Here is a 26,840-nt window from a genome sequence, read left to right as displayed (position 1 = left end):
TCTTCCGGGACATCTCATCCCCAGTGAACCCGGACAAAAAACGCCCGTTTCCCCCACGGGCGTTTTTTGCTGTCTGGGGCTGGATAATGCAGACCGGGAAGTGCGCCTGCCTCAGTGCGCCGGCACGCTCTCGTAGAGTTTGCCCGCCCACAAAGGTTGCGCGGTCGGCTTGCCGCTCGGCGAGCCGCCCTTGGCCTCGACCGTCACCGCATAGATCGAGTTGTTCACGGCAGCCGCGTCATAGCCGGTAAGGCCACCACTCACGGTGAATTCGCCATCGATCACCCCGATGGAGTGCGGCTCTCCGAATTTGCTCGGCACGATCCAGAGTTCGTAGCTTTTGTCTGCCGCAGGCGGCGGACCGACGCGGCGCACCGTATAGCGGCGCGAGGCGGCATCGACCGTCAGAACGAAGCCCGGATCGCGCGCATCCGATTGCAGCGCGGCCACCCATTGCGCGGCGACCGGCGGCGGCGGAATCTTGACCTCCACCGTGCGGACCTCCGGCTTCATCCGCAGAGCAGCGGGCAATGCGGCCGGACGATAGATTTGCAACGCGACGATGCCCGCCAGCACCGCAGCCACCGCGCTCATGACGATGCCGAAAATGCCGGAGCCTTTCGCAGGCGATGGTTTTGCCGTGGCCGCCGCGACAGAAGCGCCCTGCCCGGTGGATTCGGATTCCGGCGGCGTGACCGTGAGTTCGGGCGACACGGTGGCGTTTGCATCCGGCGCGGAGGACGCATCGAGCGCGGATGTCATCTCCAGCGTAACCGGATCAATGGCATGGACCGGCTTATCTTCGCTTGCATTATTGGCGGAAGCCGCCGGAGCCTGTTCTTCCGCTTGCGCGATGCTAGCCTTGATCCTGTTCCAGACATCGCTGGGGGGCTCGACCGACGAGACCATCTGATGCAGCGGCGCCAGCTTGTGCTCCCACGCATGGACGAGCGCGAGAAAACCGGGATCGACGATCAGCATCGTCTCAACCAGCGCGCGTTCATCCGCGTCGAGAGTGCCGAGCGCATATTCGGCGGCAAGCGCGATATGATCTTCGCTGTATGCCATCATGCAAGACCGAGACAGGTTCGGATATCGAGCAGGCTGCTGCGCAGCCAGGTTTTGACATTGCCAAGCTGCGTGTCGAACTTGGCCGCAAGCTGCTCGCGACTCCAGCCATTGTAATAGGCCAGCAGCACGAGCTTCTGCCGGTCGGGCTCAAGCTGCCCGACACATTCCAGCAGCGCCTTCAATTCGTCCGTCATCTCCCGGCGCGACAGAGGCGCAGGCGTGTCGGAGGCACCTTCGAAGTTCGCGGCATCCTCGAGCGGAGCGCCGCCGCGCTTGCGCACGATGTCGATGGCGCGGTTCCGCGCGATCGACACCATCCATGCAAGTGGCGAGGCTTCGCTGGGGCTATACTGCCCGGCGCTATTCCATATCTTGAGGTAGATTTCCTGGAGGACTTCTTCCGCGAGCGCCTGCTCGCGGACGATGCGCAGCACGACACCAAACAGCTTTGCGCAGGTCGCTTCATACAGGCCCTCGAAAGCAGCCCGATCACGCCGGGCCACCGAGGCCAGCAGCCAAACCAACTGCTCCGGCGTCAGCATTGCACGTCCCCAACAATCGCTGCCCGCAGACAGCACCCCTGCGCCTTTATGCCAGCCCGGACGAAAGCTGTAAAACGGGACCTCACACCATCCCAAGCTGATCGCCACAGACAGCAAAAAGCCCGGACCTTCCGGACCGGGCTTTCAAACCGTTCAAAGACAGGCGGGATCAGGCTACCGCGCCGATCCGCGAGCGCAACAGGCCGATGCTGTCGAGGTCGGCCTGTTCACGTGCGCTCTCCTCGGCGCGTTCGCGCGCCTGATCGCGCTCGTCCAGAAGCTCGACCTTCTTCAATTCCTCGAAGGCATCCGCCAGATGCGTCTTCGCCTCCTCGAGCTGCCCGCGCAGTTCGTCCGCCGAGCGGGTCAGGTTCTCACGGCGCTGGATCGCGGCCTTGGCGTAGGTCGGATAGGCGAAGTGGGCTGGATCCTGAATGCCTGCGCGATCCTGCTCGGTCTGGATTTCGCGCTCGAGGTCGACCGACATCCGCTGGAATTCGGCGATCATGGTCTCGATCTGAGCAACCCGGCGACGCTTCTCGTCGACCTGAAATTTCTTCAGACGGATAAGCGTTTCACGTGACTTCATCGACTCGTACTCCCCAGAAGTCCCAGTACCAAAACGGGACAGAACCGGCTCCCCGACTGGGCCCCGCCGGCAATCAACAGACGGTGCGGATCATGGCCTGACAAAGTTAGCTTTCCGTTTCCACAGAGGCGAGGATTTGCTGCAATTGCCGGTAGCCGGCCTCCAGTCCGGTCGCCTCGTTCTTGGCCTGTCGCAGGAAGTTCTCGAGCGGCTCATGGAGACGGATCGCCTCGTCCACCTCGGCGCTGGAGCCTGCCCGGTAGGCCCCGAGCCGGATCAGTTCCTCCATGTCCGCATAGGTCGCCATCACCTGGCGGCCGCGCATGATGACGGGCAGGAATTCCGGATCGGCCGATTTCGGCATCGTGCGGGAGACGGATTTGAGAATGTTGATGGCCGGGTAGCGTCCACGCTCGGCAATGGAGCGCTCCATCACGATATGTCCGTCGAGAATGCCGCGCACCGCGTCCGCCACCGGCTCGTTGTGGTCGTCGCCGTCCACCAGCACCGTGAAGATGCCGGTGATGGTGCCCTCGCCGAGCCCCGGCCCGGCGCGCTCAAGAAGCTTCGGCAGTTCGGTGAAGACGGTCGGCGTGTAGCCCTTTGCGGTCGGCGGCTCGCCCGCGGACAGGCCGATCTCGCGCTGCGCCATGGCAAAGCGGGTGACTGAATCCATCAGGCACAGCACGTTCTGGCCCTCATCGCGGAAATATTCGGAGATTGCGAGCGTCAGGTAAGCGGCCTGCCGCCGCATCAGGGCAGGCTCGTCCGAGGTCGCCACCACGACGACGGAGCGCGCGAGGCCCTCCTCACCCAGATCGTCCTGTAGAAACTCCTGCACCTCGCGGCCACGCTCGCCGACAAGGCCGATCACCGAAATATCGGCATCGACGTTGCGCGCCAGCATCGACAGCAGCACCGATTTGCCGACGCCGGAGCCGGCGAAGATGCCCATGCGCTGCCCGCTGCAGCATGTGAGGAATGTATTGAGCGCGCGCACGCCGAGATCGAGCGGCTGACCTACCCTCTTTCTTGAATGGGCAGGCGGCGGCAGGTTCCGGAACGGCATCGGCGACGCACCCTGCTCGATCGGCCCCTTGCCGTCGATCGGATCTCCCATCGCGTTGACGACGCGGCCGAGCCACGCCGGCGATGGCCTAACCTGACTCGCCGCATTGGCGATCACCGCCCGGCACCCGCGCCGGACGCCGTCCAGCCCCCCGAACGGCATCAGCACCGCATTGCTACCGGTGAAGCCGATCACCTCGCAGGGAATGTCGCGATCGCCGCCCGTCTCGATGACGACCCGCGCGCCGACCGACATCGCATGAATGGGACCGGCCACCTCGACCATCAGGCCGCGCACGCCCACAACACGGCCATAAATGTTGATGCCGTCGATATCGCCGATCTGTTCGGCAAGGGCTTTCACTTTAAGCTGGCCTTCACTGCGAGCCTCGCGTCACCGGAGCGCCTTCTTCATTTCAAAAAGCTTAAGTTTCCAGAGCTTGATGGCGCTTCCTTAACCCCGTGTTTACCCGCATCGTTAATGATTGCGTCACTGTCTTTGGTAACTGAAAGCAATTCGACCTTCAGAACGGAGGTGCGAATCGCAGGAGGCGGTCAGGCCCGACTCCTAATACGGAACTTGAACTTGCGTGGATACGAAAAGCCGCTTCTGTGCAACATCTTAAGTCGATTCGGCATAATTTGCACGAATAGAGCTTGCAGGCACGAATCAGCTTTTGTTAACCATGTCTGGTCAGGATTCGAATCAGTTGTTCAAAGGCGTTCCAGTGCCGCGAGTTGTGCGGCCGACCTGACGCCCGGGGTGGCGACTATTAGGGGACTGGCATGCGCGTATTGCTGATAGAAGATGACAGCGCCACTGCGCAGTCGATCGAGCTGATGCTCAAATCCGAGAGCTTCAACGTCTACACGACGGACCTCGGAGAAGAAGGCGTCGATCTCGGCAAGCTGTATGATTACGACATCATCCTGCTTGACCTCAATCTGCCCGACATGTCGGGCTACGAAGTGCTCAAGCAGCTTCGTGTTTCCAAGATCAAGACCCCGATCCTGATCCTGTCCGGCCTCGCCGGCATCGAGGACAAGGTCAAGGGCCTCGGCGTCGGTGCCGACGACTACATGACCAAGCCGTTCCACAAGGACGAACTGGTCGCCCGCATCCACGCCATCGTGCGCCGCTCGAAGGGCCACGCCCAGTCGGTGATCCAGACCGGCGACCTGATCGTCAACCTCGACACCAAGACGGTCGAAGTCGGCGGCCAGCGCGTGCACCTGACCGGCAAGGAATATCAGATGCTGGAGCTGCTCTCGCTCCGCAAGGGCACCACGCTCACCAAGGAAATGTTCCTCAACCATCTCTATGGCGGGATGGACGAGCCGGAACTCAAGATCATCGACGTGTTCATCTGCAAGCTGCGCAAGAAGCTCGCCAACGCGTCCGAGGGCCGCAACTTCATCGAAACCGTCTGGGGCCGCGGCTATGTGCTGCGCGAGCCGAGCGACGACGAAGCCCGCATCCCGGCCTGAGCTTCCACTTCACGAAATACAAAAAACCCCGCCACTGGCGGGGTTTTTTATTGCTGCCGACAGACCGGCGACAAGAATGATCGAATCTATCGTGCCGACATCGTGGCCCGCATCCCGCCTGCGGCCATGCCGGGCATGATCGAGGGCGATGCGGTCTTGGGAAGGTACACGCCGCGGCGCTGCGTGCAGGGGCGATAGGCATCGGTCAGCCCGACAACCGTTTCGGCTGCGCCGAGGAACAGGTAGCCGTCCGGCTCGTTCACCTTCATCATCCGGCCGAGAACGTCGGCCTTGGTCGCCTGCTCGAAATAGATCAGCACGTTGCGGCAGAAGATCACGTCGAACTTGCCGAGGCTTGAGAAGTCGTTGAGCAGATTGAGCGGCTTGAACTGCACCATGGCGCGGATATCGGAATTGATCTGCCAGGTCTCGCCGATCTGCTTGAAGTGAGTGACGAGCTTCTGAATCGGCAGGCCGCGCTGCACCTCGAACTGGCTGTAGATGCCGCTCTTGCACTTCTCGAGAACTTCCTGCGACAGGTCGGTCGCGACGATCTCCACCCGCCAGCCCGACAACGCCTGGGCAAAATCCTTCACGATCATCGCCAGCGAATAGGGCTCCTGCCCGGTCGATGCGGCCGCGCACCAGATGCGCAGGCTCTTGCGATTGGCGCGCGCCTTGATCAGTTCGGGGAGAACGCTGTCCTTGAAATGATCGAACGGAATCTTGTCGCGGAAGAAGAACGTCTCGTTCGTGGTCATCGCCTCGACCACGTCGCAGATCTTGCTTTCCACCCCGCGCTTGAGCTCCGCGATCAACTCGGTCAGTCCACCGAGATTCGCCTTGCGCGCGAGCGGCATGAGACGGCTTTCGATCAGGTACTGCTTGTCGTCCGCCAGGACGAGACCGGATCTTTCCTTCAGGAGCTTGCGCAGAAAATCATACTCAGCCTGGATCACGAGAAGTCTCCTGAAAGGATCTTTTGTATTTTTTGGCCGATCTGGTTGAGCGGCAACACGGCAGAACAGATGCCGGCCTGAGCGGCCGCACCCGGCATTCCCCACACCACGGACGTCGCTTCGTCCTGAGCGATCACGTTGCCGCCGGCGGCGACGACATCCCTGCCGCCACGCATGCCGTCGGACCCCATGCCCGTCAGGATCACCGCCAGCAGGTCACCCTTCCAGACGTCGATCGCCGACATGAACAGAGGGTCCACCGCAGGACGGCAGAAATTGACCTGAGGGCCGTCATCGAGCGCAATCGCGACGTTGCCGCCCTGGCGGCCCACGCGCATGTGCAGCCCGCCCGGTGCGATATAGATGTTGCCCGCCTTGACGGCCTGCCCTTCGGCGCCCTCATGGGTCGGCCGGGAGCTGGCACGGCCGATATGCTGGGCAAGAATGGTGGTGAAGGTCGGCGGCATGTGCTGGGTAATCAGCACCGGCACCCGGTCGACAATCGGAGCAAGCTCGGCGGCAAGCGCGGTCAGCGCCTGCGGGCCGCCCGTCGAAGAGCCGATCAGCAGCGCCTGCGGCCTCACCTTGTGGAACGGGCGGAGCGAAAACTTGGTCGGCGCGTGATGAACCGGAGCCGCCGCCGGGGCTGCGGCCACCTGCGAAGCGGCCGGCGCCAAAGGCGGGCTCGGCACGCGGCGGCGCGCGAGACGGGCGGTGAGATGGCGGATCTTCTGCACCAGTTCGTGCCGGAAGGTATCCGCGCCGCCCAGATGATTGCTTTCGGGCTTCGGAATGTAGTCGGTGGCGCCGAGCGACAGCGCCTTGAGGCTGATCTCGGCGTTCCGCAGCGTCAGCGTCGAGGCCATGATGATGACGAGATCGCGCTTCTTCGCCAGCAGCAGCGGCAGCGCGGTGATGCCGTCCATATCCGGCATCTCGATGTCGAGGATCACGGCGTCGGGATTGATCCGCTCGATCTGGTTGACGGCGTCGAGACCGGTGCGGCAGGACGCCGCCACCACCATGTCGGTTTCGGCTTCGATCCAGCGCGTGATGATACCGCGGATGATGGCTGAATCATCAACCACCATAATTCGAATGCGCTCGCCACTCGTCGAGACCGGATGAGAAGCGGCTGCCAAATCGATACTCATTCAAATACCAAACTTACTTTCTGCCAGAGGGCAGGAGGACACAATATCGATTCGGCGATGACCCTCGCCTACTTAGATCAGGCCGACTTCCTGAAACTTCGCGGTGACGATTTCCTTGTCGAACGGCTTCATGATGTACTCGTTCGCGCCGGCATGAAGCGCGCGGGCGATATGAGCGACATCATTCTCCGTGGTGCAGAACACGACCTTCGGCTTCTCGCCGTTCGGCATCATGCGCAGGTTGCGCAGGAATTCGTGGCCATCCATCACCGGCATGTTCCAGTCGAGCAGCACGGCGTCGGGAAGGCCGCGCTTGCAGACTTCCATGGCCTTCTCGCCGTCCTCGGCTTCGATAATTTCGAAATTCAGGCCTTCCAGGATTCGGCGTGCGACTTTGCGGATCACGCTGGAATCGTCGACGACAAGACACGTTTTCATGTTGACCTCTATTTCCAAATGCTGACCCGATGGGCGCTCACGCCGCCATCATGTCAGGAGCAATCTCCAGAACCCGGTCGATATCGAGCACCACCATCAACTGTCCATCAAGCCGATGGATGCCGCCCGCAACTCTCTCCATGCCGCGATCGAGGTTGACCGGATTCATTTCCCGGCTGTCGTCGGACAGCTTCATGACTTCCCCGATCGAATCGATCAGCAACCCGTAGGACTCGCCGCGATGGTCCACGCCGATCGCCATCGGCGGACGGCCGTCCTCGATCTTCGGCAGGCCGAGGCGCGCGCGCATGTCGATCGCGGTGACGATCCGGCCGCGCAGGTTAAGAACGCCTGCGATATCGTCGGAAGCGAGCGGCACGCGGGTCAGCCGCTCGGGCATGAACACGTCCTGCACGCGGGAGATCGGCAGGCCGAACAACTGTCCGCCAATCATGGCGGTGACGTATTCGGTGATCTGGCCGTCGGTTTTCTGAGCTTGCTGGTCCATGTCGCTATCCTTATGCCGCGCGGTTGTCGCGAGCGGCCTGTTCCTTCAACGCCGCGATCAGACCGGGCCGGTCGAACTTCGCGACATAATCGTGGAAACCGACCTGACGTCCGCGTTCGATCGCCGCCGGAGACACCAGCGACGACAGCGCGATGATCGGCGTCTCGTTGTTGCGCTGATCGGCGCGAATGGCCTCGGCGAATTCGAAGCCGTTCATGTCCGGCATCTCGATGTCGGTGAGGATGACGTTGAACTGCTTTCCTGCGCGCAGGATGTTCAGCCCCTCGTTCGCATTGGTCGCGGTCTGGACGCTGTAGCCCGCCGCCTTCAGGACCGGCGCCAGCATGTTGCGGAAGAAAGCCGAGTCGTCGACCAGAAGAACCTCCTGGGTCAGGCTCGTGCGCTGCATGTCCTTGCGGGTGAACCAGTCGGCAAAAGCCATCGGCAGGAAATAACCGACATCGATCACCTCGGTCGCCTGCCCCTTGATGACGGCGGAGCCGAGCAGGCCATCCTGCGCACTCGCCACTTCAATGTTGAGGCTTTCCTCGACGATATCGACGATCTCATCGACCACGAGGCCCATGGAGCGGCCATCGTCGACGAACACCAGGATCGGCTGCACGCCTTCGCTGCGAACGGTGACGCCTTCCATGCTCACGAGCGGCATCAGATGGTCGCGGTACTGCACCATATGACGGCCGTTGGAGAACTCGATCTTCTCCGCCGCGATCTCCTCGAGACGGGTGACGAGCGCGAGCGGCACCGCCTTCGGCTGGGTATTGCCGGCGTGGAAGACGAGAAGCGAGGTGAGCTGTTCGGAGCCGGCGACGCGCGCCGCGGCGTTTTCGTCCATCATCTCGGCCTGCGCCGACATCGAGCTGCCGACCGACTGCGAGATGCCGTTCGGATCGATGATCATGATGACGGCGCCATCGCCAAGGATAGTGTTGCCGGAGAACATGTTGATGTGACGCAGCTTGGTCGACATCGGCTTGACGACGATTTCCTCGGTGTGGAAGACGCCGTCGACCACGATGCCGAAGGTCTGGCTGCCGACCTGCATCACTACGATGAAGCCGTTTTCCGGATCGATCTCCTGGCCGTCGTCGATCTTGAGCAGCTTGCGCAGGTGCAGCAGCGGCAACAGCTTGTTGCGCAGGCGGAGCACCGGGGTGTCCTTGATGCGCTCGATGCGGTGATCCGAATTGGCGCGCGCACGCACCAGTTCGACGACCGCGATCTGCGGGATCGCGAAGCGCTCGCCCGCCGATTCCACGATCAGCGCGGAAACGATCGCAAGCGTCAGCGGAATCTTGATGGTGAAGGACGAGCCTTCGCCCGGCACCGACTTGACGTCGATGGTGCCGCCGATCTGATCGATGTTGTTGCGCACCACGTCCATGCCGACGCCGCGGCCGGACACGCTGGTGATCGCGGCAGCGGTCGAGAAGCCCGCCGCGAAGATGAACTTGTGAATCTGAGCTTCGCTCATCTTCTCAAGATCGGCTTCGGTGACGAGGCCGTTCTGAACCGCCTTCTGCTTGATGCGCTCGGTGTTCAGACCCTGGCCGTTGTCGGCAATGCAGATGATGATGTGGCCGCCTTCATGATAGGCGGAGACGCGGATGGTGCCGACTTCCGGTTTGCCTGCGGCAACGCGCGCCGCGGTGCTTTCAAGGCCATGGTCGGCTGAGTTACGCACCATGTGCGTCAGCGGATCCTTGATGAGGTCGAGCACCTGGCGGTCAAGCTCGGTGTCGGCGCCGTGCATCTCGAGTTCGATCTGCTTGCCGAGTTCGCTCGAAAGGTCGCGCACGATGCGCGGCAGCTTCTGCCAGGCGTTGCCGATCGGCTGCATGCGCGTCTTCATGACGCCTTCCTGCAGCTCAGCGGTGACGTTGGACAAGCGCTGCAGCGGCACCTTGAATTCGTTCTCTTCGTGACGGCGGCTGATTTCCAGCAACTGGTTGCGGGTCAGCACCAGTTCGGACACCATCGTCATCAGATGCTCGAGCGCATCGACGTTGACGCGGATCGATTGCGAGGAAACCTTGTCGGCATCGGAGCCTTCGCCGTCGGCGGCTTTCCGCGCGGCCGGTTTTGCCGCGGGCTTGGCAGCCGGTTTGGGCGCGGGGGCTGCCGCGGCAGGCGGCGGTGCAGCAGCGGCGACCGGCGCGGCCGGAGCCGCCGTCTCGACTGCGGTTTCGCGGAATGCGCGCTCAAGCTCATCGAGCGAGACTTCACCCGGACGCAACTCGCGCTCCAGAGTCTGTACGACGAGAGTGCCTTCAGCGCCGCCGGCAGATGCGGGGGCAGCAGCCGCAGCGGGAGCAGGCGCGCCGCCTTCCATCGAAGCCATGCCGATCTCCACCATCTTTTCCAATGCGCCGATCAGATCGGGGTCGGAGCCTTCCGGCTCCGCCTCGCTGGATTCGAGTTCGCCCAGGATGTCCTTGATGCGGTCGATGGTGTTGAGGATCAGCGAAACGGCGTCGCCGGTCACCGGCATGCCGTCGCGGAATTTGCCCATCAGGGTTTCGGCCGCGTGGGCCAGCGCTTCGAGGCGCGGCAGGCCGAGAAAGCCGCACGTCCCCTTGATGGTGTGAACGAGCCGGAAAATATTATCCAGGATCTTGGCGTTATTCGGATCCTGCTCAAAACGAACCAATTGATTGTCGACGGTATCGAGGCTCTCGTTCGTTTCCGTCAGGAACTCACGCAACAAATCATCCATGAAACAGCCCAGCCTTCGAGCGGAGGCGGCGAGATGCGCCTACCAAGTCTGCGCAGTTTCAACGGAAAGCGTTTAATAATGGTGAGCAAAAGGTATTTTTGTTCGGTCAGTTTTGCGCACCCGTGGCCTCAACCGGCCACAGGCGGAAAGAGTTCGTTAAGATTTGAGCGACGTTACGAGGTCGTCGCTACCACGACGGCGTCCTCTTCCTTGGTCAACCCGACCTTGAAGCCGCAGGCCTGCGCCAGCAGCGCCGTATAATAAGGCTGCACCGCATGCGCGGTGATGGAAGCCGCATTCTCCAGATTGAGCTGGTCGGCGATGCTGTGCGGCTCGCGCGCGTTCGCACCGACCGCGCGGATGCGGAATCCCATCGTATCGCCCTCACCGATCGGGTCGATCACCAGTTCACCACCGCGCGGGATCGCCTGCTGGGCGATGACCAGCATGTTGAGAAGCAGCTTGACGCGGTTCTTCGCCAGCAGCATGTGCGGCAAATTCCATGTCAGCTTGGTCTTGCCGTCCTCCAGATGGCCGCGCGCCACCTTCTGCGCATCGCCAAGGTCGATCTGCGTCCCGGCCGAACCCGCCGCGCCATAGGCGATACGACAGAACTGCAGCCGCGCCGAAGTGCTCACCGCACTCTTGCGGATCAGGTCGAGGGCGAACTCCTTGTCTTCGGCCTTGTTACTCGAATCCATCACCTCCAGGCCGTTGACGATGGCGCCGACCGGATTGATGAGGTCGTGGCAAACCCTTGAAGACAGCAACGCAGCAAGGTCGAGAGCATCGGGAGCACCGGAGGTACCTGACATGAAAATTTTCCTGCTGTGGTTTGGTGTGTGATAAGGATTCGCCGCTGCGATTTCCGCAGTCGAATCACGCCGGACCGTGATTTGATACACCGCGAAACCTGCCGCGGCCACACAGGCCACCGAGGAACCACAGCGGACCAGGAAAGAGATTGTGGCTGAAGGGGTTACCCTCGCCGGCGAAAACGCCCTCACGTTGATGGAGCCGCTCACAAAGCTCGCCGTTCAGGCGGGTGCGGCAATCCTTGCGGTCAATCGCAGCACCATGGGGCTGGGCAAGAAAATCGACGGCTCAGTGGTGAGCGATGCCGATACCCTTGCCGATGCGATCATCGCCGAAGGGCTTGCGAAACTTGCACCCGCCATCCCGGTGCTGTCGGAAGAACGCACCCATCTGGCGGCGCGTCCCTACCGCGACAGTTTCTTCCTGATCGATCCCCTCGACGGCACGCGCGAGTTCGTCACCGGGACCGACGAATTCACCGTCAACATCGCCCTCGTCACGCGCGGGGAGCCCACTCTCGGCATCGTCGTCGCACCCGCGCTTGGGATCGTCTGGCGGGGAATCGTCGGCGTCGGCGCCGAGCGCCTGCTGGTGACCAAGGACGCCACGGTTTACGGCGCGCCTCAATCGATCCGGACACGTCCGCATCCCGGCCCCGCCGCGCCATGGATCGTCGCGGTCAGCCGCTCGCATGGCGACCCACGCACCGAGGCCTTCATTGCCGAGCGCCCCGGCGCGATCCGGCAGGTTCTCGGCTCCTCGATCAAGTTCTGCCGCGTTGCCGAGGGCGGCGCCGACATCTACCCCCGCCTCTCGCCCACCAGCGAATGGGACATCGCCGCGGGCCATGCCATCGCCACCGCCGCTGGCGGCCTCGTCACCAGCGGGCGCGGCCAGCCTTTAAAATTCGGCGAGGATCACGACGGCTTCCTCGTTTCCGACTTTATCGTATGGGGCGACCCGCAAGCCGCGCGCCGCGACAGCGCAAAGACGCCGGATCAATAGTCGGCGAGGGTCTCGCTGAGGGCCGGCCATTTCTCGGCCGCATCGGCAAGGCGGGAGGGGTCCGCCGTGAAGGCGTCGCGGTTCTCGATCCGGCTAAACAAATAAAGACGCTGGCCATAAACGAGCCAGATCAGCGGCTGCCCGGCGACGATCCGGCCATGTGCAAGGTCGATGGGATCGTAACCGCCGAATTGCGGGCCGTAGATGTCCGGGGCCGAGAGAAAAATGTCCCTGTCCCGTTCATTAGAGAAGCGCCAGATCGAGCCGCCCTGGTACGTCTCGATTCCGGACTTCCCGGCAATGGGCCGGGACTGGATGAAATAGCCCACCGGATCGTAGCCGTCGATCGCAAGCCCGGTGTGATGGTTCGTCACCACCCGCTCGGTCGATGCCGCCTCCGCCGCGGCGGGCCTCATGACCACAAATACGGCCAAAATACCCGCTGCGATCAGGCCTTTTCGAGCCCACCCTTTATTTTCCTGCCGCCATACCGTCATAGTTGCTGCCGATAAAGTTCGAGTCGCGTGAGTTTAGGATCTGCCTGTCAGCAAGCCGTTAAGCTGGGAGCAGGCCCTGCTCGCTTTACCAAGCGCCTTCATCAAGCGTCTTCCTGGGGGTTATTTCATGAATTTCGCTCTGCGTTGTGCAGCCCTGCTTTTCGCGGCGGCGATCTCGTTCTCCACCCCTGCCTCGGCGCAACAGGCACCGCGTTCCGATTCCTACCGCTCCGACGAGCTGGTGGTCGCGGGCCATCGTTTCTTTGGTAACGTCTCGCGCGGCCTCGCCTCGATCATCGAGCGGGCGGTCAGCCGCTGGGGCCTGCCGAACGGCTACGTCCTCGGCGAAGAAGGCGCGGGCGCATTCGTGGCCGGCCTGCGCTACGGCGAGGGCACGCTTTATACAAAAAACGCCGGCGACCTGAAGGTATACTGGCAGGGCCCCTCGGTCGGCTTCGACTGGGGTGGCGACGGCGCGCGGACCATGATGCTGGTCTACAACCTGCCCGCCACCAGCGCGATCTACCAGCGCTTCGCCGGAATCGATGGCTCCGCCTACGTGATCGGCGGCTTCGGCATGACCGCGCTTACCGCGAACCACATCGTGCTGGTGCCGATCCGGGCCGGTGTCGGCCTTCGCCTTGGCGCGAGCGTCGGCTACCTGAAGTTCACCCCCCGCGCGACCTGGAACCCCTTCTAAGGGGTTTTCATGCCACTTTCGGACACCGCGGCATGTTTCACGCCGCCCGGCTGATCTGCTAGTTTCTGCGCGTTTTGAGACTGGCGACCGGGTCCGGTCGCCCTTGCGGGAGTTGTCCTATGGTTGAGCCGATCATGTATCTGGCGATCGGTTTTCTGATCTCGATGCTGTGCGGTCTGATGATCATGCCGCTCGTGCACAACCGCGCGGTGCGGTTGACGACGCGGCGGCTGGAGGCGGCGGCGCCGCTGTCGATGGCCGAGATTCAGGCCGACAAGGACCAGTTGCGCGCCGAATTCGCGATGTCCGCCCGTAAGCTGGAAATGAGCGTCGAGCAGCTCAAGGCCAAGACCACCAGCCAGCAGGCCGAGCTTGGAAAGAAAAACGACGCCATCAATCGCCTGAAGATGGAGCTTGGCGAGAAAAGCGCGGCGATTTTTACGCTGGAGACGCGCGAGAAGGCGCTGCACGAACAGCTTCACGCCACGGAGAAGGAATTCTCGCTCAAGACCGACAGCCTGCGCGACGCCGAACAGGCGCTACGCGAAAAGCAGATCGAACTGACAAAGCTGTCCGGCGAATTATCCGACCGCTCGCAGACGGCGGAAGCTCGCGAAGCCGAGCTCGTCACGGTGCGCGCCGAAATCGAAGCGCTGCAAACCCGTGTCGCCCATGCCGAGCAGGAACACACCGAGGCCCGCTCCCGCCTCGACGATCAGCGCGGCAAATCGGAAACGGCAAGCCGCGAACTGAACGACGCCCGCTCCCACGCCGAAACCTTGACCGGTCGCCTCGGCGAGCTTGACGGCCAGTTGCTGACGCAATCGCAAAAAGCCGAAGCGCTGGCGAAACGCGTCGAAGAACTGGAAGCCCGCCTCGTGACGCAGGACAAGGCTCTCGTCCAGCGCGACCACGACAACAGCGAACTGCGCAGGCAGATCGAAGCCGCCCATGACGAGCGGGCGAAACTCGTGCGCGAGCTGGCGGCCGCGAGACAGCAGGCGGACAAGGCTTCCGCGGAGGAGCGGCAGGAAAACGGGCTGCTGCGCGAACGCATCAATTCCATTGCTGCCGAAGTCGCCGGCCTCGCAGGCAAGCTCGAAGGGCCGGATTCGCCGATCCAGAAAATCCTCGCTTCGGAGAGCGGGTCCACGCCTGCGATCAGTGCCATCGTCAATGGCGATACCGCAAAGGGCGCAGCCAGCGGAGCACAAGGCAGCCTTGCCCAGCGCATCCGCGCGCTTCAGGAAGTGCAGGCCGCGCGCACCGGCAAGGCCTGACACGTCCCGGCAGGCCTGAATTCGTCCGATCGGAGCTTGACACCTTGGCCATGAGCTTCGTAAATCGCGGCCTTCACGGCCTCGCGCAGGCCGTCCCGGGCGCATAGCTCAGCGGGAGAGCGTTCCCTTCACACGGGAGAGGTCCAAGGTTCGATCCCTTGTGCGCCCACCATCGGTTTTCATTTCGATCATCGGTACATTCCCGCGATATCGGCTCGTTCTAGAGACGATATGCCGCTTTCACGTTGCTGTGGGTTGCGGCTCCCTGCAGAATATGGCCTTTCTGGGCTATCCGAAGCCACAATTACCCTGAAAGGTCCGCCGATGAAGCGTGTCGTTTCGTTATTGTCCGCCTGCATGATCCTGGGCAGCGCGTCATTCGCCGCCGCGCAGGAAGCGAACAGCAGCGAAGTCATGTTCCCGAACTTCTTCTCCTCGGGCATCGGCCACTCGAGCCCGATTCCGCGCCAGCGGGTCAGCTATCAGAGCAATTACGCGCCGGGCAGCATCGTCGTCGATACACGCGAGCGGCGGCTTTATCTCATCACCGCTCCGGGCGAAGCGATGCGTTACGGCATCGGCGTCGGCCGCGACGGATTCCGCTGGGGCGGCGTGCATCGCATCACCGCCAAGAAGGAATGGCCGAGCTGGACGCCGCCATCGCAGATGCTGCGCCGCCGCCCCGACCTGCCGCGCCACATGAAGGGAGGACCGGAGAACCCGCTCGGCGCGCGCGCGATGTATCTGGGTTCGACGCTCTATCGCATTCACGGCTCGAACGAGCCGGAAACCATCGGACAGGCAGTGTCGTCGGGATGCTTCCGCATGGTCAACGACGACGTCATCGATCTCTATAACCGCGTCTCGGTCGGCGCCACGGTCTACGTCAAGAACTGAGCATGAAACAGGGCGTGCGCGTCAGCCTCGCAATGCTCGCAACGGCCTTCGTTGCAAGCCGGGCCTTGGCGGCCGACGCGGACATCCCTTCCATCGCGGCAAACCAGCATAACCAGAAAACGAATTTCACCGACGCCGAGATCGTCGACGGATTTCTGAAGACGACTTTCGGCGCGGAATACCAGCTCGCGGGCAAGGTCGACCGCATCCGCAAATTCCAGAAGCCGGTGCGGGTGTTCATCACCGGCGTGAACAGGCCGGACCGCAATCAACAGATCGAAGCCGTGACCGCGGATATCGGCCAGCACATCGATCATCTCGACATCGCCGTGACGCCAAACCGCGAGGAAGCCAATCTCATCGTGCAACTGGTGCGCGACCGCGATCTCGACCGTTCAATCCGCAAATCCTACGGCACGACGACGGCCCGCAAGATTCGCAAATCGCTCGACCCGCAATGCCTCTCGGGATTTCGCAAGAACGACAAGTACGAGATCGAACACGCCGAAGTCATCCTGACGGTCGACAGCGGCGATTTTGTTTTCCTCGACTGCGCCTATGAGGAAATGCTGCAATCGCTGGGGCCAATCAACGACACCGGATCGGTGCCGTGGACGATGTTCAACGATGCGGTGTCGATGGGTTTCTTCGACACCTACGACCGCTATCTCCTGAACATTCTCTACGATCCGCGCGTCAAGGCCGGCATGAGCGTCGATCAGGTCCGCCCGCTCTTGCCCGCGATCCTCAAGGATGTCCGCGCAAAGGTCGCGGCGCCTTTGCAGGACCGTCACTAAGACACGCGCCTTAAGCCAGCTTGCGCGACGCTTCCTTCACCTTGCGCGTGGCGTCGTCGACGGAACGGGTCGCCTCGGCGATTTCCCTCATGCTGCTGTCGATCTCCGACACGCCCTTGGCGGCAACCTGCATGTTCGACGAAATGCTCTGCGTCACAGACGCCTGTTCCTCGACGGACGCCGCAATTGCGGAGGAGATTTCGTTCACCTGCGAGATCGTTTCGGTAATGCTTTCGATCACCGTGACCGCGTTCGCCGTGGTGCTCTGCACTTCGGCGATCTGGCCGCTGATCTCGTCGGTCGCCTTCGCGGTCTGCGCGGCAAGGCTCTTCACCTCGGAAGCCACCACCGCAAACCCCCTGCCCGCTTCACCCGCGCGGGCGGCTTCGATCGTCGCATTCAGCGCCAGAAGATTGGTCTGATCCGCGATATTGTTGATGAGCTTGACCACATCTCCGATCTTCTGCGCGGCAGCGGCCAACCCCGACACGATTTCATTGGTCTCGTTGGCCTGCTTCACCGCGCGCATCGAGATGTCGAGCGCATTCGCCGCCTGACGGCTGATCTCGCCGACCGAAGCCGCGAGTTCTTCGGCACCGGACGCCACCGCCTGCATGTTCGACGATGTTTGCGTCGAGGCTCCGACCACGGAGGTGATCCGCCCCGTGGTATCGGTGACGGCCCCCGTAATCAGATCCAGATCGCCGTCGATGGAGGTCTGGATTTCACCACGGCGAATCCGATCCTCGACCTGCGCAGTCACGTCGGTTGCGAATTTCACCACCTTCATCAATTCGCCGCCTGCACCATAGATCGGATTGTACGACGCCTGAATCCAGACCACGCGGCCACCCTTGCCGACGCGCTTGAACTCACCGGCCTGATACTCTCCGCGCCGCAGCGCGCTCCAGAAATCACGATATTCGGGGCTGCCGCGATAGGCCGCATCGACGAACATGCCGTGATGCTGGCCGCGAATGTCTTCCAGCGCATAGCCAAGCGCCGCCAGAAAGTTCTCGTTGGCGGTCAGAACCTTGCCATCGAGATCGAATTCGATGACGGCCTGCGATTTGTGAATTGCATTGATCTGTCCTTCGTAATCGGCGCTGCGTATTTTCTGCTGCGTGATGTCGAAGGCAAACTTGATGATTTTGTAAGGTTTGCCCCTGCGGTCGAACAACGGGTTATAGGAGGCCTGAATCCAGATCGGATGCCCGTCCTTCGCGACGCGCTTGAACTCGCGCGCCTGGAATTCGCCCGCGCGCAGCCTGTTCCAGAATTCGCGGTATTCGGCGCTGCTGCGCTCCGCCTCGGGCACGAACATGCCGTGATGTTTGCCCTGCACCTCATCGAGCCGATAGCCGAGCGCACCGAGAAAGTTTTCGTTGGCCGTGATGATCGTGCCGTCGAGATTGAATTCGATAACAGCCTGCGACCGGCCCACCGCATCGATCTTGGAGCGCAATTCCTGATTCACATTGAACAGTGCCATCGTTCCACCCTTCTGGTTTTGGGCAGCCTGCCGATGATTTCTTTAAACAATCATAACGTGTATATTAATAGGAATTCTACCGTATGGAACCGGCACTGGAGCACCGCATCACAACGAAGCGCCCCGACTTTCCTCTCCTTCCTTTTCCGCACCACCCCGCATCCCTGCGCGACTGTCTCGCCATGGCTTTGGCCGCCTGCGCGGTGTATCAGGGGCGCGCTTACCAACGCGCAGTTAAGAGGATTGACGTTTGACCCGGGATTCTTCCGCCAAGCCGTTCATCGACGTTCTTTCGGGCCAGCGGCAAACCGTTCCTCCCATCTGGATGATGCGCCAGGCCGGGCGCTACTTGCCGGAATACCGGGCCGTGCGGGAGAAGGCGGGCGGCTTCCTTGATCTCGTCTACAATCCCGAGCTTGCCGCCGAAGTGACCCTGCAGCCGATCCGCCGCTTCGGCTTCGATGCCGCGATCATCTTCTCCGACATTCTGGTGGTGCCCCATGCGCTGGGCCGCGATGTCCGCTTTGAAGTTGGCGAGGGTCCCCGGCTCGATCCGCTCGATACTCCTGAAAAAATCGCGGCGGAGAAATTCTCCGCGAATTTCGCGACCTTCGAACCGGTGTACGAGGCCCTGCGCCGCGTCCGCAGCGAACTCGCGCCGAACGTCGCGCTGATCGGCTTTTGTGGCGCGCCATGGACAGTCGCGACCTACATGGTCGCAGGCCACGGCACGCCCGATCAGGCTCCAGCGCGGCTCCTCGCCTATCGCGACCCGAAGGCGTTCGCGAAGATCATCGACGCCATCGTCGAGACCTCGATCCGCTATCTGCTCGGCCAGCTCGCGGCCGGCGCGGAGGTGCTGCAGATTTTCGATACCTGGGCCGGCGTGCTGCCGCCCGCCGAATTCACCCGCTGGTCGATCGAGCCGACGCGGCGCATCGTGGAAGGCGTCCGCGCCAAGGTGCCGGGTGCGAAGATCATCGGTTTTCCGCGCGGCGCAGGCGCCATGCTGCCCGCCTATGTCACCCGCACCGGCGTCGATGCCGTCAGCATCGACTGGGCCAGCGAGCCGTCATTCATGCGCGAATATGTGCAGAGCCGCGTCGCCCTACAGGGCAATCTCGACCCGCTGGCGCTGATCGCGGGCGGCGACGCGCTCGATAAAGCCGTCGATGACGTACTTGCGAATTACGCGGGCGGCCGGCTGATCTTTAATCTCGGCCACGGCATCCAGCCGAACACGCCGATCGCGCATGTCGAGCGTATGATCGCGCGGGTGCGGGCCTACAAGGGCTAATGCGACAACGGCCGGGTGCGTGCGATCACATCCGCCGCGCCCTTCTCGAGCAGATCGAACGCCACCGCGCGCCCCAGTTCGCGGGGCCGTCCGACAGGCCCGCGCCGCGTGACTTCGATGAAGTGATGGTTGGCCTCATCAAGAACAGCCGCCTTCAATGAAATCTCGCCGCCGTCGAGCGTCGCGTAGCCCGCGATCGGCGAGTTGCAATGGCCGTTCAGCACCCATAACACTTCGCGCTCCGCCTCTCCGCACTGGCGCGAGACGGCATTATCGATGCCCGCCAGACGGGCAAGCGTCTGCCAATCAGCCGCCGCGCATTCCACCGCCACGATGCCCTGCCCGACGGCGGGCAGCATCTCGTCCGGGGAGAATTGGTGAACGATACGGTCGGCGAAACCGACACGCTCAAGCCCCGCGCGCGCCATCACCAGCGCATCGGCAGGCCCGACCTCGCCGCCGTCCGGCAGACGCTGCATCTCGCGCCCGTCGAGCTTGCGGATGCGCGTATCGGCGGCGCCACGAAAATGAATGATTTCGGCTTCCGGAAACAGACGGCGCACATAGGCGGCGCGGCGCACCGCATTGGTGCCGATCTTGAATCCCTTGCCGCGCGAACGCCGCAGTTCATCGAGCGTCACGCCGTTCCGCACCACCAGCGCATCGGTCGGCGGATCGCGCAAGAGCATCGCGCCGATCACGAGGCCGGGCGTGTCTTCGTTGCCGGGCATGTCCTTGAGCGAATGCATCGCCGCCTCCAGGCGGCCTTCGCGAACGGCATCGCGGATCTGCGCGACAAACGCCCCGCCCTTGCCGCCGAGATCGAGCAGCTTGCCGGTCTGATCCTGATCGCCCATGGTCTCGAACTTGACGATCTCCACCGCAAGGCTGGGGTCAGCCGCCGTCAACTGGCGCGCGATTTCGTTAGTCTGCGCCAGCGCCATCACGCTCTTGCGCGTGCCGATCCGCATCAGTCGTTGTGTCAATGAACGGGCTTCCACTATGATTACCGGTCTCCCATAGCTTTGAAAAAGGCCGCTCACAAGCTAAAGCTACCGGGTCAATCCGCCCCCGGAAGCATTCTTGAGTCCAATTGATCCAGAACGGCGCCCATCGTTCATGAAGATAGCCCTCATTACATACAGTGCTGACCCTGCACGGGGCGGGGCGGAGGGCTACACACTCGAATTGGCGGAAGCACTCATCGGGCGCGGCAACGACGTTTCCGTCCTCCATTACACGCCACTCGGGAATAACCGCTCGACCGGCCCCAATTACATCCAGATCGGGAAGCCCCGCAGGACAAAGGCCGCGCAATATCTCGAATTTATCGATGCGGTGGACGAACACATCGCTCACGGCCAATTCGATATCGTTCACGCCATGCTTCCAGTCCGGCGCTGCGATATTTATCAGCCTCATGCCGGACTGGCGATCGAAGCGATCAACGGCAACAACAAGCGCCGGCAGGGCCTGAGCCGGTTTCTGGCGCGCATCGGCAACCAGCTGAACAGCAAGCGACAGCTCTATGCGCGCATTGAGCGCGATCTGCTCGCATTGCCTTCACCGCCGACAATCATTTGCCTCAGCGAGGCCATGAAAGCGAAAGTCGCGTCCGCCATCGAACCTGGCCGCATCCGTCTTCCGGTTATTTACAACGCCGTCGATCTGGATCGTTATGATAAAAACCGCGATCCCGCGGCTGGCGCCATTCTCAGAGAAAAATTCGGCATAACGCCCGATCAGACGGTTGCGTTGTTCATCGCTCAGGATTTCGAACGCAAGGGCCTCGCCGTCTCGCTGAAAGCCATGGCCGAGGTTCGTCATCCGGCGCTCAGGCTGATCGTTGTCGGAAACGACAAGCCCGAACCATACCAGCGCCTCGCGGACACGCTCGGCATATCCGGGAATGTGATTTTCGCGGGAGGCGTTCGCGATCCCTACCCGTTTTATGCGGCAGCGGATGTCGTTCTTTTTCCCTCGCTCTTTGATCCATTCGGATTGGTCCCCGCCGAATCCGTCGCGATGGGCGTGCCACCCATCGTGAGCCGGCAATGCGGCGTGAGCGAGCTTCTCACTCACAACCATGACGCGCTGGTGATCGAAAACCCTGAACAGGTTTCTGAGCTCATCTCAGCTATCAACACAATCCTTCAGCCCGACGTCCGCCAACGGCTTGCATCCAATTGCATCCAGACACGCCAGACCTTCTCTTATGAGAAGCACCTCGACTCGATCTCTCAACAGTATGACGCACGAATAAACACGCCCTAGAAGCAGTTCCCTGAAAGGTGGCCCTCAAAAAAACGGCCCGCCGGAGCGTCGCTTCCTGCGGTTTCTGCAGAGATTTCCTGTTAACAAGGCTTGTGAGTTTGCCTATAATATACATATGAAATGAATCTTATATGCATGCTCGCGCGCAGACCCGTTCTGAAACTACATACGCGCCGGCTAGAAGGATACCCGATGACTCACGTCGTCACCGACAACTGCATCAAATGCAAATATATGGACTGCGTGGAGGTCTGTCCGGTCGATTGCTTCTATGAAGGCGAGAACATGCTTGTCATCCACCCCGACGAATGCATCGATTGCGGCGTCTGCGTGCCAGAGTGCCCGGCTGAAGCGATCTTCCCGGATTCGGACCCCGCAGCCGAGCCGAAATGGCTCGAGCAGAACAAGAAATATGCCTCGCTCTGGCCGAATATTCCGTTCAAGAAGACCCCTCCGGAAGACGCCGACAAATGGAACGGCGTGAAGGACAAGTTCGAGCCGTATTTCAGCGAGAAACCCGGCGAGGGCTCCTGAAAAGCCTCCATCAGGTAGTCTTTTGGGCTGCTTGTCGCCGCAACCAAATCAGGGTGAAATGCCTCTTTGAGACAGCATCGCCGTGCCAAACCATATTCCGCCCGCAAACTCCTTCGATGACAATCTGCTCCAGCACGGGCTGGAGGATTCCGGCATCGGCACATGGGATCTCGACCTTGCGACCCGCAAGCTGGCGCTGTCGCCGACGACGCGCAAGCTGTTCGGTCTTTCCGCCGATGAAAGCCTCGACTACACGCGGTTTCTGTCACTGATCGAACCGGAAGACCGCGAGCGCACCAAACGCGCGATCGACCGCGCGATCGCGGATGTCAGCCATTTCGACATCCAGTATCGCATCCTCTCGCCGCACGGGACGCCTCATTGGGTGCGCACCCGCAGCGCCGTCGTCAAACAGAACGGCACCGCACACATGTGCGGCATCGTCATCGATATCGAGGAACAGAAACAGCTAGAAGCGGCGCTGCGGATACGCGAGGGCCATCTGCGCTCGATTCTCGAGACCATCCCCGACGCGATGATCGTGATCGATGGCCGGGGCATCATGCAGTTCTTCAGCAAGGCAGCCGTCCGGCAGTTCGGCTATACCGAGCGCGAGGCGATCGGGCAGAACGTCAGCATGCTGATGCCCAACCCGGACAGCGCCCGGCATGACGGTTATCTCGCGCGCTATCGCGCGACCGGCGAGCGCCACATCATCGGCATCGGCCGCATCGTGTCCGGCAAGCGCAAGGATGGCACGATTTTTCCGATGCATCTGTCGATCGGCGAGATGCAGACCGAGGGCGAACCTTATTTCACCGGCTTCGTGCGTGACCTCACCGAGTATCAACAGACGCAAGCCCGGATGCAGGAACTGCAATCCGAACTCGTGCATGTCTCGCGCCTTACCGCTATGGGCGAAATGGCGTCGGCGCTGGCGCACGAACTGAACCAGCCGCTCGCCGCCATCAGCAATTACATGAAAGGCTCGCGGCGCCTGCTGGCCTCCGACACCGAGGATAACCGGCAAAAGATCGAATCCGCGCTGGATCGCGCCGCCGAACAGGCCATTCGTGCCGGTCAGATCATTCGCCGCCTGCGCGATTTCGTCTCGCGCGGGGAATCCGAAAAACGCGTGGAAAAGGCCTCGAAACTGATCGAGGAAGCCGGCGCGCTCGGCCTCACGGGTGCGCGCGAACAGGGCGTGTCGCTCCATTTCAATCTCGAGCCGGATCACGACTTCGTTCTGGTCGATCGGGTCCAGATCCAGCAGGTTCTCGTCAACCTGTTCCGCAATGCGCTCGACGCCATGACCGAATCCACGCAGCGCACGATGATCGTCACCAGTTCCCGCGTCGCCAACGACATGATCGAAATAACTGTGTCCGACACCGGCCATGGCATCGCGAAGGAACATCAGGCAAGAATGTTCCAGACCTTCTTCACCACCAAGATAACCGGCATGGGGGTCGGCCTTTCCATCAGCCGGACGATCATCGAGGCTCACGGCGGGCGGATGTGGACCGAAGACAATCCGGCAGGCGGCGCGACTTTCCGCTTCACCCTGCCGGCCGCACCAAGCGAAGGATTGACCGATGCCGGTTGAAGGACTTGTGTATGTCATCGACGACGATCCGGCGATGCGGGATTCGCTCGATTTCCTGCTCGGCGCCGCCGGTCTGAAAGCGCGCCTGTTCGAATCCGCGGTGAGCTTTCTCGAAGCTCTGCCCACGCTGGAGCACGGCTGCATCGTCTCCGATGTGCGGATGCCGAATCTCGACGGCCTCGAATTGCTGAGGCGCCTACGCGAAAGCAACAAATCGTTGCCCATCATCATCATGACCGGCCATGGCGACATTCCGCTCGCGGTCGAAGCGATGAAACTCGGCGCCATCGATTTCATCGAAAAGCCGTTCGAAGATGACCGGCTGATCGGGACCATCACGACCGCCCTCAGCGGCGCCGCGCAACGTCACAAGGGCGACGCGGTGGCCGCCGATATCGCATCCCGAATCGCAAGCCTGAGCCCTCGCGAGCGGCAGGTGCTGGAGGGCCTCATCGCGGGATTGTCGAACAAGCTGATCGCACGAGATTATGACATCAGCCCCCGCACCATCGAAGTCTATCGTGCCAACGTCATGACCAAGATGCAGGCTTCCAGCGTCTCCGAACTGGTGCGCTTCGCCATCCGCGGCGGCCTCCTGAAGGATTGAGACAAATCAATGCGGTGAGGGCTCCCAGCAGCCAATCTCGAAAGACGCGCCACTGCGTCGACCGGTTGAAGCATGTCCTCCCTGCGCAAAAGCACCGTCTATGTCATCGACGACGACCCGGATGTTCTGGGCTCGCTGCGCTTTCTGCTGGAAGCCGAAGGATTTGAAACCCTGACGTTCCGCACGGCTTCCGCGGCACTGGCGACAGACGTGCCGCGCCATGCCGACTGCTTCATCATCGACTACAAGATGCCCGGCATGAACGGCCTCGATCTCGTCTCCCGCCTCCACAGCCAGAACGTGCGGGTGCCGATGATCCTTATTACCGGCGACCCCGACGAGGCCATCTCCGCGAAGGCGCTGGCGGCCGGAGTCCATTATGTGCTGCGCAAGCCTCATCTGGAGGAAAGCCTGATCGGCCATATCCGGCAGGCGATGCAGGACAGCGCCCCGGCCCGCCCTTCCTGAAGGAAAATCCGCCTGTCACCTCCGGTGAATCCCTTAAGGGACCGAGCGAAATACCGCTGCATCCGCGTTTCGGAGACAAAAGGCCATCGCCTCACAGGAGATGACCATGCTCGCCGAGATGCCCGCCACCCCTACTGCTTGTACCTTCAGGCGAATCTCCGCCACCACCGTGGCGCCACGCCTCGACCGCTTCGACACGATTCTCGGCAGCGCCGGTGTCGTGGGAGCCTCCCTCTCCTACCACAAGGACGAGGAAATCTACGGCGAAGGCGAGCCCGCCGACCACATCTACAAGGTGATTTCCGGCGCAGTCCGCACCTACAAGCTCCTGCCCGACGGCCGTCGCCAGATCGATGCCTTTCACCTCGCCGGCGACGTATTCGGCCTGGATTCTGGTGATGAGTACCGGCTGACCGCCGAAGCCATCGTCGACAGCCAGGTCCGCGCGGTCAATCGCCATCACCTCGAGGTCGCGGCCGAGATCGAAGTTCAGGTCGCACACGGCCTCTGGACGCTCACGGTCGACCACCTGCGTCATGCCGAAGATCACATGCTGCTGCTCGGCCGCAAGACCGCGACCGAGCGCGTGGCGACCTTTCTTCTGGAAATGGACCGTCGCCTTACGGTCACCGGCCTGATGGCGCTGCCGATGTCCCGTCGCGACATCGCCGACTATCTCGGGCTGACGCTTGAAACCGTCTCACGCACCTTCTCGCAATTGCAAAGCCAGGGCGTGCTCGGCCTGTCCGGCGCGCGGCGGGTGGCGTTGCGTGATCGTCAGTGCCTGCTCGGCATGGACGCCTGAGGCGGCCCCCGTTCATCGAGACGGATGGCGAGAAACGCCGGCGCATAGCTCAGGCCAAATCCGAGAAACGACAGGATCCAGCAGGCAGCGGCCGCATAAATCAGGCCGCTGCTCCATGCCGGGACAAGGGCCGCCGCAATCCGCGCGAACGCGGCCGCAATCACGAGGGCATAGACCGCCTGCGTTGCCGTGGACGCCACCAGCGGGCGGCCGGTATGACCGAGGCTCGCCCGCGACATCACCGCGAGCGTCATGATGCCCGCACCGCCCACCATCCACGCATGGATGGCGGCGCTCACGCTGACAAACCCCAAGGCCGATATCGCGGCCAACAGAAAGCCAAGCGGCACGAAGGCGTAGCCGATATGCAGGATGACCAGAATCCTGTTGGCCCAGGTGCGATAGCCCGCCCAGCGCACAAGCCGTGCGGCATGAAAAAGTCCCGCGATCAGGCAGAGGCCGCCGGCCGGCATCCCTTCGGGACGGATCACCCAGGCGACCAGGGCAAGCGCGCCCAGCAGCACGGCGATGCCGTCAAATCGGGAAAACGGCACCGGCATCGCGCCCTGCGGCCGCCGCATCAGCCATATCCGCGTGAAGGCCGGGACAATGCGGCCGGCGATCACCGAAACCAGCAGGACGATAGCCGCAACACCGGCGCGCACGCTGTAGCCGGCGGCGCCCTGAACATGCGCCTCGACATGAAAGGCGACATTGCAGGCGAACAGCAGCAAAACCAGCGCCACGACCCGCATGTTGCGGAAATTGCGGGCTGCCAGCACCTCGCGGGCCGCGACCGCTCCGGCAAGAAGAAGGAACGACACATCGACCAGCATCGCCGCACGCCAACCGACCTCTCCGGAGCATGCCACCGCGACGCGCCCGAGGACCCATACGACAACCATGAGCAGAAGCAGGTTGCCACGCACCGGCGGACGGCCGGTCCAGTTCGGTATCGCGGTCAGCAGGAATCCGGCGATCACCGCCGGCAGAAAACCGAACAGCATTTCATGAATGTGCCAGTCGAGCGGGGCGAAAGCCGTATGGAGCGTCACTTCGCCGAAATAAACCGGTATCCAGATCGCAACCGCCAACCCTGAATAAATCGCCCCGGCGAGAAAGAACGGCCTGAAGCCGTAGGACAGAAACGCAAAACCCTGCGCGTTCCGCAGCAATGACATCTCGATTTTCATAGCTTGTTCCTGGCCGGA

At 62.2% G+C, this 26,840-nt stretch carries 27 protein-coding genes and 1 tRNA gene; 14 read left to right on the top strand and 14 right to left on the bottom strand.

Annotation, left to right across the window (positions count from 1 at the left end; translation table 11 throughout):
* Positions 1-111: 111 nt before the first annotated feature.
* The 4 genes from AFIDRAFT_RS13425 to fliI form a co-directional block, all read right to left on the bottom strand.
* Positions 112-1,071, bottom strand: a complete 960-nt coding sequence (locus tag AFIDRAFT_RS13425) for an anti-sigma factor (RefSeq protein ID WP_009340039.1) — start codon at positions 1,069-1,071, stop codon at positions 112-114.
* Entirely contained in the window at positions 1,068-1,613 is a 546-nt protein-coding gene (locus tag AFIDRAFT_RS13420; RefSeq protein WP_009340038.1) for a sigma-70 family RNA polymerase sigma factor, read from the bottom strand. Before AFIDRAFT_RS13420 ends, AFIDRAFT_RS13425 begins: the two co-directional genes overlap by 4 nt.
* Positions 1,614-1,782: 169 nt before the next feature.
* Complete coding sequence (gene fliJ, locus AFIDRAFT_RS13415) at positions 1,783-2,202, bottom strand: flagellar export protein FliJ (protein ID WP_009340037.1); 420 nt, start codon at positions 2,200-2,202, stop codon at positions 1,783-1,785.
* Between the two features lie 106 nt (positions 2,203-2,308).
* A complete protein-coding gene (gene fliI / locus AFIDRAFT_RS13410) occupies positions 2,309-3,634 on the bottom strand; it encodes a flagellar protein export ATPase FliI (RefSeq protein WP_009340036.1) in 1,326 nt (441 codons plus the stop codon).
* A gap of 422 nt (positions 3,635-4,056) precedes the next feature.
* On the opposite strand from fliI, the gene ctrA reads away from it, so the two are divergent.
* Positions 4,057-4,758, top strand: a complete 702-nt coding sequence (ctrA, locus tag AFIDRAFT_RS13405) for a response regulator transcription factor CtrA (RefSeq protein WP_009340035.1) — start codon at positions 4,057-4,059, stop codon at positions 4,756-4,758.
* An 86-nt stretch (positions 4,759-4,844) separates the two neighbouring features.
* On the opposite strand, the gene AFIDRAFT_RS13400 is transcribed toward ctrA, so the two are convergent.
* From AFIDRAFT_RS13400 to chpT, 6 genes are all read right to left on the bottom strand, one after another.
* Positions 4,845-5,717, bottom strand: a complete 873-nt coding sequence (locus AFIDRAFT_RS13400; protein ID WP_009340034.1) for a CheR family methyltransferase — start codon at positions 5,715-5,717, stop codon at positions 4,845-4,847.
* Positions 5,714-6,871, bottom strand: coding sequence for a protein-glutamate methylesterase/protein-glutamine glutaminase (locus AFIDRAFT_RS13395; RefSeq protein ID WP_040298410.1), 1,158 nt, complete (start codon positions 6,869-6,871; stop codon positions 5,714-5,716). The genes AFIDRAFT_RS13400 and AFIDRAFT_RS13395 overlap by 4 nt, the downstream gene beginning before the upstream one ends.
* A gap of 72 nt (positions 6,872-6,943) precedes the next feature.
* Positions 6,944-7,309 (bottom strand): response regulator, encoded by a 366-nt coding sequence (locus AFIDRAFT_RS13390; protein WP_002716841.1) that lies wholly within the window; start codon positions 7,307-7,309, stop codon positions 6,944-6,946.
* A gap of 37 nt (positions 7,310-7,346) precedes the next feature.
* Positions 7,347-7,817: a chemotaxis protein CheW gene (locus tag AFIDRAFT_RS13385; RefSeq protein WP_009340032.1), complete on the bottom strand. Its 471-nt coding sequence runs from the start codon at positions 7,815-7,817 to the stop codon at positions 7,347-7,349.
* A gap of 10 nt (positions 7,818-7,827) precedes the next feature.
* On the bottom strand, positions 7,828-10,554 hold the full coding sequence (locus AFIDRAFT_RS13380; protein ID WP_009340031.1) for a hybrid sensor histidine kinase/response regulator: 2,727 nt from the start codon (positions 10,552-10,554) through the stop codon (positions 7,828-7,830).
* A 173-nt stretch (positions 10,555-10,727) separates the two neighbouring features.
* Positions 10,728-11,369 carry a histidine phosphotransferase ChpT gene (gene chpT / locus AFIDRAFT_RS13375; RefSeq protein WP_009340030.1) on the bottom strand — a complete coding sequence of 214 codons (642 nt, stop codon included), beginning with the start codon at positions 11,367-11,369 and terminating at the stop codon, positions 10,728-10,730.
* 196 nt (positions 11,370-11,565) lie between these two features.
* Between chpT and AFIDRAFT_RS13370 the strand changes: the two genes are divergently transcribed.
* On the top strand, positions 11,566-12,375 hold the full coding sequence (locus AFIDRAFT_RS13370; RefSeq protein WP_197083259.1) for a 3'(2'),5'-bisphosphate nucleotidase CysQ family protein: 810 nt from the start codon (positions 11,566-11,568) through the stop codon (positions 12,373-12,375).
* On the opposite strand, the gene AFIDRAFT_RS13365 is transcribed toward AFIDRAFT_RS13370, so the two are convergent.
* Positions 12,369-12,872: a YHS domain-containing (seleno)protein gene (locus AFIDRAFT_RS13365; protein ID WP_009340028.1), complete on the bottom strand. Its 504-nt coding sequence runs from the start codon at positions 12,870-12,872 to the stop codon at positions 12,369-12,371. The two genes, AFIDRAFT_RS13370 and AFIDRAFT_RS13365, sit on opposite strands and share 7 nt — an antisense overlap.
* 127 nt (positions 12,873-12,999) lie before the next feature.
* On the opposite strand from AFIDRAFT_RS13365, the gene AFIDRAFT_RS13360 reads away from it, so the two are divergent.
* From AFIDRAFT_RS13360 to AFIDRAFT_RS13340, 5 genes are all read left to right on the top strand, one after another.
* On the top strand, positions 13,000-13,572 hold the full coding sequence (locus tag AFIDRAFT_RS13360; protein WP_009340027.1) for a DUF1134 domain-containing protein: 573 nt from the start codon (positions 13,000-13,002) through the stop codon (positions 13,570-13,572).
* 119 nt (positions 13,573-13,691) lie between these two features.
* A complete protein-coding gene (locus AFIDRAFT_RS13355; RefSeq protein ID WP_009340026.1) occupies positions 13,692-14,852 on the top strand; it encodes a coiled-coil domain-containing protein in 1,161 nt (386 codons plus the stop codon).
* Positions 14,853-14,949: 97 nt separating this feature from the next.
* Positions 14,950-15,024: transfer RNA gene (locus AFIDRAFT_RS13350), tRNA-Val, on the top strand.
* Between the two features lie 152 nt (positions 15,025-15,176).
* Positions 15,177-15,749: a L,D-transpeptidase gene (locus tag AFIDRAFT_RS13345; RefSeq protein WP_009340025.1), complete on the top strand. Its 573-nt coding sequence runs from the start codon at positions 15,177-15,179 to the stop codon at positions 15,747-15,749.
* 2 nt (positions 15,750-15,751) lie between these two features.
* Complete coding sequence (locus tag AFIDRAFT_RS13340) at positions 15,752-16,546, top strand: DUF2927 domain-containing protein (RefSeq protein ID WP_009340024.1); 795 nt, start codon at positions 15,752-15,754, stop codon at positions 16,544-16,546.
* Positions 16,547-16,556: 10 nt separating this feature from the next.
* On the opposite strand, the gene AFIDRAFT_RS13335 is transcribed toward AFIDRAFT_RS13340, so the two are convergent.
* Entirely contained in the window at positions 16,557-18,038 is a 1,482-nt protein-coding gene (locus tag AFIDRAFT_RS13335; RefSeq protein WP_009340023.1) for a methyl-accepting chemotaxis protein, read from the bottom strand.
* A 250-nt stretch (positions 18,039-18,288) separates the two neighbouring features.
* Between AFIDRAFT_RS13335 and hemE the strand changes: the two genes are divergently transcribed.
* The gene (gene hemE / locus AFIDRAFT_RS13330) at positions 18,289-19,335 is read left to right on the top strand and encodes a uroporphyrinogen decarboxylase (protein ID WP_009340021.1); all 1,047 of its coding nucleotides are present in this window, start codon (positions 18,289-18,291) and stop codon (positions 19,333-19,335) included.
* Here the strand turns inward: hemE and hemC are convergent.
* On the bottom strand, positions 19,332-20,306 hold the full coding sequence (gene hemC, locus AFIDRAFT_RS13325) for a hydroxymethylbilane synthase (RefSeq protein ID WP_009340020.1): 975 nt from the start codon (positions 20,304-20,306) through the stop codon (positions 19,332-19,334). The genes hemE and hemC overlap by 4 nt on opposite strands.
* A 148-nt stretch (positions 20,307-20,454) precedes the next feature.
* Here hemC and AFIDRAFT_RS13320 point away from each other — a divergent pair, with 148 nt between their 5' ends.
* The 6 genes from AFIDRAFT_RS13320 (at position 20,455) to AFIDRAFT_RS13295 (ending at position 25,629) form a co-directional block, all read left to right on the top strand.
* Entirely contained in the window at positions 20,455-21,609 is a 1,155-nt protein-coding gene (locus tag AFIDRAFT_RS13320; protein ID WP_009340019.1) for a glycosyltransferase family 4 protein, read from the top strand.
* A 192-nt stretch (positions 21,610-21,801) separates the two neighbouring features.
* On the top strand, positions 21,802-22,143 hold the full coding sequence (gene fdxA, locus AFIDRAFT_RS13315; RefSeq protein ID WP_009340018.1) for a ferredoxin FdxA: 342 nt from the start codon (positions 21,802-21,804) through the stop codon (positions 22,141-22,143).
* An 82-nt stretch (positions 22,144-22,225) separates the two neighbouring features.
* Entirely contained in the window at positions 22,226-23,749 is a 1,524-nt protein-coding gene (fixL, locus tag AFIDRAFT_RS13310) for a sensor protein FixL (protein WP_009340017.1), read from the top strand.
* Complete coding sequence (fixJ, locus tag AFIDRAFT_RS13305) at positions 23,739-24,356, top strand: response regulator FixJ (RefSeq protein WP_009340016.1); 618 nt, start codon at positions 23,739-23,741, stop codon at positions 24,354-24,356. The genes fixL and fixJ overlap by 11 nt, the downstream gene beginning before the upstream one ends.
* A 72-nt stretch (positions 24,357-24,428) precedes the next feature.
* Positions 24,429-24,824: a response regulator transcription factor gene (locus AFIDRAFT_RS13300; RefSeq protein ID WP_009340015.1), complete on the top strand. Its 396-nt coding sequence runs from the start codon at positions 24,429-24,431 to the stop codon at positions 24,822-24,824.
* Between the two features lie 106 nt (positions 24,825-24,930).
* Positions 24,931-25,629, top strand: a complete 699-nt coding sequence (locus AFIDRAFT_RS13295) for a helix-turn-helix domain-containing protein (protein WP_009340014.1) — start codon at positions 24,931-24,933, stop codon at positions 25,627-25,629.
* Here the strand turns inward: AFIDRAFT_RS13295 and AFIDRAFT_RS13290 are convergent.
* Entirely contained in the window at positions 25,602-26,822 is a 1,221-nt protein-coding gene (locus AFIDRAFT_RS13290) for an NnrS family protein (protein ID WP_009340013.1), read from the bottom strand. The two genes, AFIDRAFT_RS13295 and AFIDRAFT_RS13290, sit on opposite strands and share 28 nt — an antisense overlap.
* Positions 26,823-26,840: the final 18 nt, after the last annotated feature.

This window comes from Afipia sp. 1NLS2 (assembly GCF_000178995.1).
Classification (GTDB): Bacteria; Pseudomonadota; Alphaproteobacteria; order Rhizobiales; family Xanthobacteraceae; genus Afipia.
The sequence above is the reverse complement of the archived record's forward strand: the minus strand, read 5'-3'. Positions and strand labels throughout refer to the sequence as shown.